The organism is Marinobacter sp. bablab_jr003 (assembly GCF_016464245.1).
In the GTDB taxonomy this organism is placed as follows: Bacteria; Pseudomonadota; Gammaproteobacteria; order Pseudomonadales; family Oleiphilaceae; genus Marinobacter; species Marinobacter vinifirmus.
Genome location: NZ_JADARC010000023.1, coordinates 1 through 6,871, shown reverse-complemented (window position 1 = coordinate 6,871; position 6,871 = coordinate 1). Strand labels below are relative to the sequence as shown.

Here is a 6,871-nt window from a genome sequence, read left to right as displayed (position 1 = left end):
TCCCGCGCCGGACGTTTTGATGGGGAAATCAGGCAGCCTGCCAAGGTGGCAGCTTTGCCGTGGAATCAGTGGCAGCTTTCGCGTGGAATGGGTGGCAGGCTTCGTCTGGAATCAGTGGCAACCTTGGTCTGGAATACGCATTTTGGAGACTTATTGCTCTGACGAGGACGATAACGGTGAGTTGATAGTTCTGCCCGGCTATCGCAATCCTCTGAGAACCGTTCTCAAGGGCTTGTTAGACCAGTTGCCCAGCTACAGGCGCAGTGAATCAAACAAGCCCGCATTACCCATGGATGCCATTTTACGAGCCAAGCAGTATCTTGTTCTGCTAGAGGCGACGTCGTTTCGCGATCTATATCAATTGCATCCCTTCCTCGAAGACTGCTGGTTCGAGGTTGATCCTCAGTTAATCGATGAGAACGACCCAAACTGCGTTTGTCGAGTAGTGACAAAAGAACGGAAGCGAGGTCGCAAGCGCTATTCTGAAGAGGTGTACGAGTTATGGTCGCCCGTGAAAATTGTTGCTCTCTACACGTTGCTGTCCATTCCATTGCGCAGTCAACAGATCCTTTGGCTCGATAGCGGAGAGGGGGATGAATTCCTTCCGGTATGGCGTGATGGGAAGATCCACTGGATCAAGAATTTAAACCCGATTGCAACCCGAAAGCGAAACCAAGGCATTATTCGGAAAGGGAACGATGACGGTGAGTTGAGTGCCTACATCACGACGAACAAAACCGGAAAGAAGCTTGGCGGCTACGAAGTTCCCTTTATGCCGGAAGACCTGGCGTATTGGGTCATCCAGCTTCGGGAGTGGCAGTCCAAATACAATCCTATCGAAGAACTCACACCGTGGACGCAAATCAAGCTGAAGCAAAAGACCAACAAAGACATCCTCAAACGGCGTGGTAAACAAGCGTTCCTTTTTCGCGATCCGGCGTCAATTACCTGTGATGAGAAGGTGTCGCCCATATTTACGAAAACCGCGTTTACACGAACGCTGCCTGCTCTGTTGTTTCATAGTCAGAGGCCCGGTGAGGACTTCGCTGAGAAAATCGAAAATAAGAACAGCGTGGATTACAAGAGCCAATTTACCCCTCACGCTCTCCGCGTCAGCCTTATCACTGCCTACATTGTCGACGGCAGAGCGCCCATAGCCGTGATTTCAAAGCTGGTTGGTCATTCCTCGCTGGTGATGACGATTTACTACACAAAGGTAGGAGCCAGCAAAATGCGGCTGGAGATGGCGGCGGCTGAAAAACGGGCACTTGAGCAGAGTCACTATCGTTACGAAGACCTCATCCTCCAGAAGAAAATCGAAGAGGCGCGTCCGGAATTAATCGCCACAGACCGAAGCATCATGGATCAGTGTCTGACACCTAGTTGGCCCTCTGGAGCCTTCCAACTTATGAGTTTCGGAATCTGCCCCATGAGCGGCAACAAGTGTGACGAAGGTGGCATGGCGCTGGTTGAGCGAAAGGTTGAAGCACAGTACGCGCCGGTGCCCAATGGCTATCTTGGGACTCGAAATTGTCCCCAGTGCCGCTTCTTCATTACCGGCCCGGCGTTTCTGGGCGGTTTGTCGGCTATTGCCAACGAAATCATTCTGGAAATCAATGTCGCCCGCAATGAATACCACGAACTCGAAGAAAAAAGGCAGACGCTCGATGACGAGCGGTACGATACCGAGTCTTCGGGACAGGTTTTTGGTAAAGAGCGAACGCTGAAAAAGATCACCTCGGCGTATGAGGAAAAAGCCAAAAAGCTCGACATGCTTCTTACGGATCTCCAGCACTTATACCGCCTGATTTCTCAATCTACCGAACTGCTGAAGACCTCCGAGACAGGCCAGCACCAACTGATCGTCAGCGACAATTACGTGGAAATGGAGATGCATTTGGAGGAGCAAAGCAGCGAGTTTCGGTTGCTCGCTGAGGTCTGTGCCAACGCTGAAATTTACGAGAGCGCCAGTGCCTCCAGGGCACGCCCCCTGCTCAGTCAGATGCTCGACAAATTGGCGGACACCAATGGGATTGCACCCGCGATATTTCGGTTGACCGAGGATCAGCAGCTCGAAGCTGCCAATCAGGTCGTCCGGCTGATTATGCAAGTGACACAGAATAACTGGCACGTCGCTGACCAGTTGATCAATGGGCAAATCACCTTGGAAGATCTCGCCGAACCACTACAGCTAGGTGATGTGCGCCAAGAGATCGAGTCAGCCATGAACGGGTCTTTGAAATTCCCGCTAGAAATCGAGAGCTGCAATGAGTGAACCGAACGAAGTCTACGAGGCCATACTGGGCCAACTGAAAAATTCTCGTTCCAGGAAGTCCCTGGAGGCCCTTCACGCCGTTTGCAAGGAACATCATGAGTCAGGCTCGGTTGATTTCAGAATCTCAACGATTGCGAAGCTAGGAGCCAGTCGTGGCGCTCCTAGCGAGCAGACCATCCGAAACAAAACCGGAGAACATTATAGAGCGGTCATTGAGGCTTGGCAGGCGCTTGGAGACCAGAAAAAGAAAGCGATCAAAGCACAGACCACGCCCTCGGGCGAGTACGATTGGGTTGATGAGGTAAGCAATAAAACTCACCGCTTCCTCATACTCGACCTGATTTCGAAGGTCCGTAAATTGAGGGCCGAAAATAAAAGGTTTGCATCGATCAAGAAATTGGAAATTGACTACCGAGCGGGTGCTGAAGACAAATCTGAATCGAGGTTACCGAGCCTGTTGAGTCACGAGATTGATGCATTGAGAGACGCCATCTCTGAGGAGTCCCTTAAATTAAAGGGCTGGACTAAAACAGAACGCGGCAGCATCAAGGACCAAAACGGCAAGGTTGTCCTCAGAAACGGTTTTGTGGATGCCCTTGAAAAAGCGTTGAGTATCGAGAATGGCTAACGGACAAGAAAAAGCTCGCGAAAACCTTGTTGCCTTTCAGCGTTGGGCCGCTACGAAAACCGGTGACGACTTAAAGCAAATCGTCTTTCGGGGCCAGCTAAACCGTGGCGAAGTCGCCAACGCTATCGGTATCGGAAAGAGCGCCGTGCGCCAGAATCCGGCGATAAAATCGCTGGTCCTTAAATACCTCGGGCGAATCGCCGCTTGCGGCGAGAGGGCAGAGCCCTCAATTGAAATCGAGGCTACGTCCGTTTTTTTGATAGAAGCGGGACCTTTTCAGACTGACTGTTCTTGATAAAAAGCGGACCTTTTTTTGTCGCCGAGATTCCGGGAGCTTAAGCATGCTGAGGTCGCAAAGCGGACACTCAGGCGGATAGAGAAACGCTCTCATTCGGAAAGGCACTCACCGTTCGAGGTTAGACCTCGGGCCTAGATAGTCATGCTTAGACAGTTGACTCGGTGAAAGTCCAAACAGGCTCCGGAAGGCTCGGTAAAACGCACTGGACTCGGAGTAACCCAACTTATCGGAAATCTTTTCCAGTGGCGTTTGTTGATTCAACTCACGAAGAATGACGTCTTTCAAAACTTCTTCTTTCAATTGTCGGAAACTGGTTCCCTGCTCCGCCAGCTGTCGCTGCAGGTTGCGAGGATGCAAGCCGAGGGCTGCAGCACAAGGCGCCAGGCCCGTTTGTGCAAGGCCGTGATTGGCAATATAGCCACGAATCCGGAACAGTTGCTCTGAACCTTTCTGTTTGGCGCTGAGAAGCCTGGTAGCGTAGTCGAGGCTTAGCTGGTAGAGGTTGTCGTCGCAACCTGCAATGGGCCGATCTATGTCAGTGATCTCTAGCCCAAACCCAAAGCCTTCCGTAGAAGTGGCCACGGGCAGTTGTAGTAGCTCTGACAACGCCCGTCTGGTTGACGCCAGCCCGTCCGGCACAACCATCTGGCGCACTGTGGCTTGTTGGTCAAATAAGTCGCGAATGTACTGAATGGTTCCAGCCGTCACTGAAAGGATTTGTTGCGCGTTAGCCGGCAATGCCGCTGGGGTTTCTTCATAACGACAATAGAGCCGTGCTGATTTGCCACTCTCCACCGAATCCACCTCGTACTTAAATACGCCATTCTCACTGATAAGGGTTTGAAACGTGGCCACATGCTTCAGTGCCAGGCCAACCGAAGGGGAGTGCCAAAGAAGAGGGGCAAGTACACCAATGCTTCGATAGTCCTGTAATTGGCCGATACGTGCCCCCAGTAGTGAGTCTTGCGACATATTAGCTGCGTTATGCCAGAGCTGACGGGCCGAAATCAGGTCGAGCCGACCACGATGGTGGAGCGGGCCTTCCTCAAATCCAGGTAGCCCCGCAACGATAGCATCCACATTGACTCCCAGTTTATGGAAGGTTCGCAGGAGTGAATTGATCCAGACATTGGCAATGGAAAGATGACTCACGGCGGGCCCTAAACATTTGGCTAACAGAAAACGAAACCCATAGTACCCATAATTTGTCGCTTAATGTCAGTAATCGTCGCGGCCAGTCACTGATATATGTCGGCGAAAAGCCAAAAATGGGAGCGTTCAACCCATTCCCAATGAGGGCCCGTGGTATGAGTGACTACAATATAAATGGCTTGGCCATTCCTCTTTTCATGATCCTGATGCTGGCCGAGTATGCACTTCTCCGCCTTCAGGGCCGGAGCCTCCATCGCTTTAATGACAGCGTGAACAGTCTGTCGATGGGGCTATTACTTCTAATTTCCGATGCCTTGCTTAAGGCCTACACTTTTGCCGTGTTTATCTGGTTGTGGGATAACCACCGGCTGTTCGAATTTGCCGTGAACGATCCAATTACCTGGGTGGTTTTCTTTCTTGGTGTCGACTTCTGTTACTACTGGTTCCATCGGGTGGCGCACGAGATCAACTTCCTCTGGGGCGCGCATGTCGGGCACCACCAGGGCGAAGAATACAACCTCACGACAGCTCTTCGTCAGAGTGCCTTTCAGTATGCATTCTCATGGCTTTTCTACTTGCCATTGGCGTTGCTGGGATGTCCGCCTGTGGTCTTTGTAATGCAGTTCATCCTTCTCAAGATGTACCAGTTTTGGCTTCACACCCAGAGTATTAAACGGATTCCGCTGATTGAAGGCTTTATGTCTACACCCTCAAGCCACCGGGTGCACCATGCAAAGAATCCGATCTATATCGACCGAAACTATGGTGGAACTCTGGTGATCTGGGATCGCCTCTTCGGTACCTGGCAGCCCGAGCTCGCCTCGGATCCATGCCACTATGGCACCACGCGCCCTCTGGACACCCTTAACCCCATCAAAGCTAACCTTCAGCACTGGTCAATGTTGGCAAAGGACAGCCGCACAACGGCACGCTGGCAGGACAAGATTATGCTGTGGTTCCGGCCGACCGGCTGGCGCCCGGACGATTGCCTGGCGATGGATGCTGCCGATCCGGGCATGCAAAAAAATGGGTCTGCAGACCGTCCAAAATATGACCCTCAGACCACCTGGGGCAAGAAGGCTTACGTTGCCTTCGCCATGGTCGTGACCTTTGTGGTTTCCACGATCTTCATCTTCCTTTCGCCTCAGCTGTCGGCAATGCAGTTGGCCGCCGGCGTGCTCTTGGTGGTGAGCGGCCTCGTGATTGCCAACGATCTTCTGGAAGGTCACGACCGTTACCGTTGGATCGAATGGCTTCGTATGCCATTGATGCTCTTGTTTGCCGCCAACCTTTGGTCTATTCCTGTGGCGACTACGGTTGTCGATACCATCGTTATCGAGCGGCCTGCGAGCCAGTCTCTGGATTACGCCCGTACGGTCAGTCGCTGGCCCGAGTGGCACCCGCAATCCGCTGTGGTACAAGCAGAGAATCAGGGCCCTCTGGAGGCAGGAGACCGTTTCCATGAAGTAATCGATACACCCATGGGCCGCAGTCGTGTCAGCTGGGAAGTCATCGCCAATTCAGCTGAAAACCAATGGCGCGTACGAGGCGTCAATCTGGACAATGATGTCGAAATCGAATTGGCTTACCGCTTCAAAGCACTCGACAACGGGCACAGCGAATTCGAACGCACTTTACGATACACCATGCCAAACTTCCCGCTTGTATTGGCCAATGTCGTGCATTTCAAAGGCGCAATTGAGCAAAAATCAGAACAGTCTTTGAAAAGGTTTAAAGAGACTATCGAAACGCTACCAGTAGGGCCAAATTGAAATGGACACAGCGCCAGGAGGCAGGCCTGATCAGATGGGAGTCTACGCGAACCGTTATTTGGAGAAACAGCGCAGGAGGTCGCAAAGCGGACATTCAGATTTCGGAATAACGCTGTTGTTCAGCGGCAGCCTTGGCAGAGCGAAGCGGCGACAAGGCTGTCCGGTGGAGGGCCACAAGGCCCGAAACGAACTGGAACTAATTGTTATGCCTTGAGGGCAAACATCAGAACGAATATGGCTACGAAAAGAGTCAAACTCAGGCCGTTTAACGCTGCAAAGCATACCGACCTGTATTTTTGCGGATTCTTCCGGAACAAAAGTAGCTCGACAGCTGGCCATAGAAAGTAAACCAAGTTAACGACTGCGAGAACCACCAAGTCAGCTATTAGGGCACCAGCGATTTTATTGAGAATGTTATCCGCAGTCGCGAGGCCAAGGCTGTACGAGGTCATTAACAACAGGACCTGGCCAGCAACCAGACAACCCAAGAACCTCAGGTTGTACTCTAACCGTTTGCTATTCCACCACTTGAAAGCGGGCAAACTTGCATCCTTGGCACTCCCAAAGAAAAATCTACTGCTCAATTCCATTTTCTCTCCTAGGCATAACGCTTCGCGTAACCGGCGGCCGGAAGTGGCAGAGCGAAGCGGCGCCACTTTTGGCTGTCCGTGTTCACGCGATTGTTAGCCAGTGTTCAGCCATTTGACGGTCGCACCTCCACAAGCTCTATGTATAGCAGCGGCCTA

At 52.0% G+C, this 6,871-nt stretch carries 5 protein-coding genes; 4 read left to right on the top strand and 1 reads right to left on the bottom strand.

Annotated elements, in window-relative coordinates:
* From H3Z84_RS01625 to H3Z84_RS01615, 3 genes are all read left to right on the top strand, one after another.
* Positions 1-2,275 (top strand): VPA1269 family protein (locus tag H3Z84_RS01625; protein ID WP_228285669.1); only part of this gene is annotated, 2,275 nt, incomplete at its 5' end.
* On the top strand, positions 2,268-2,903 hold the full coding sequence (gmtX, locus tag H3Z84_RS01620) for a gamma-mobile-trio protein GmtX (RefSeq protein ID WP_092033911.1): 636 nt from the start codon (positions 2,268-2,270) through the stop codon (positions 2,901-2,903). The genes H3Z84_RS01625 and gmtX, both read left to right, overlap by 8 nt.
* Entirely contained in the window at positions 2,896-3,198 is a 303-nt protein-coding gene (locus H3Z84_RS01615; RefSeq protein WP_092033908.1) for a hypothetical protein, read from the top strand. Before gmtX ends, H3Z84_RS01615 begins: the two co-directional genes overlap by 8 nt.
* Positions 3,199-3,306: 108 nt before the next feature.
* Here the strand turns inward: H3Z84_RS01615 and H3Z84_RS01610 are convergent, their stop codons facing one another.
* Positions 3,307-4,353 (bottom strand): AraC family transcriptional regulator, encoded by a 1,047-nt coding sequence (locus tag H3Z84_RS01610; protein WP_149600558.1) that lies wholly within the window; start codon positions 4,351-4,353, stop codon positions 3,307-3,309.
* Between the two features lie 155 nt (positions 4,354-4,508).
* Here H3Z84_RS01610 and H3Z84_RS01605 point away from each other — a divergent pair, with 155 nt between their 5' ends.
* Positions 4,509-6,125, top strand: coding sequence for a sterol desaturase family protein (locus H3Z84_RS01605; protein WP_199456020.1), 1,617 nt, complete (start codon positions 4,509-4,511; stop codon positions 6,123-6,125).
* The last annotated feature ends 746 nt before the right edge of the window (positions 6,126-6,871 follow it).

Excerpts from the sequence above, each read along its gene's own strand:
- gmtX (WP_092033911.1), top strand. The coding sequence starts at position 2,268 with ATGAGTGAACCGAACGAAGTCTACGAGGCCATACTGGGCCAACTGAAA.
- H3Z84_RS01615 (WP_092033908.1), top strand. The coding sequence starts at position 2,896 with ATGGCTAACGGACAAGAAAAAGCTCGCGAAAACCTTGTTGCCTTTCAG.
- H3Z84_RS01605 (WP_199456020.1), top strand. The coding sequence starts at position 4,509 with ATGAGTGACTACAATATAAATGGCTTGGCCATTCCTCTTTTCATGATC.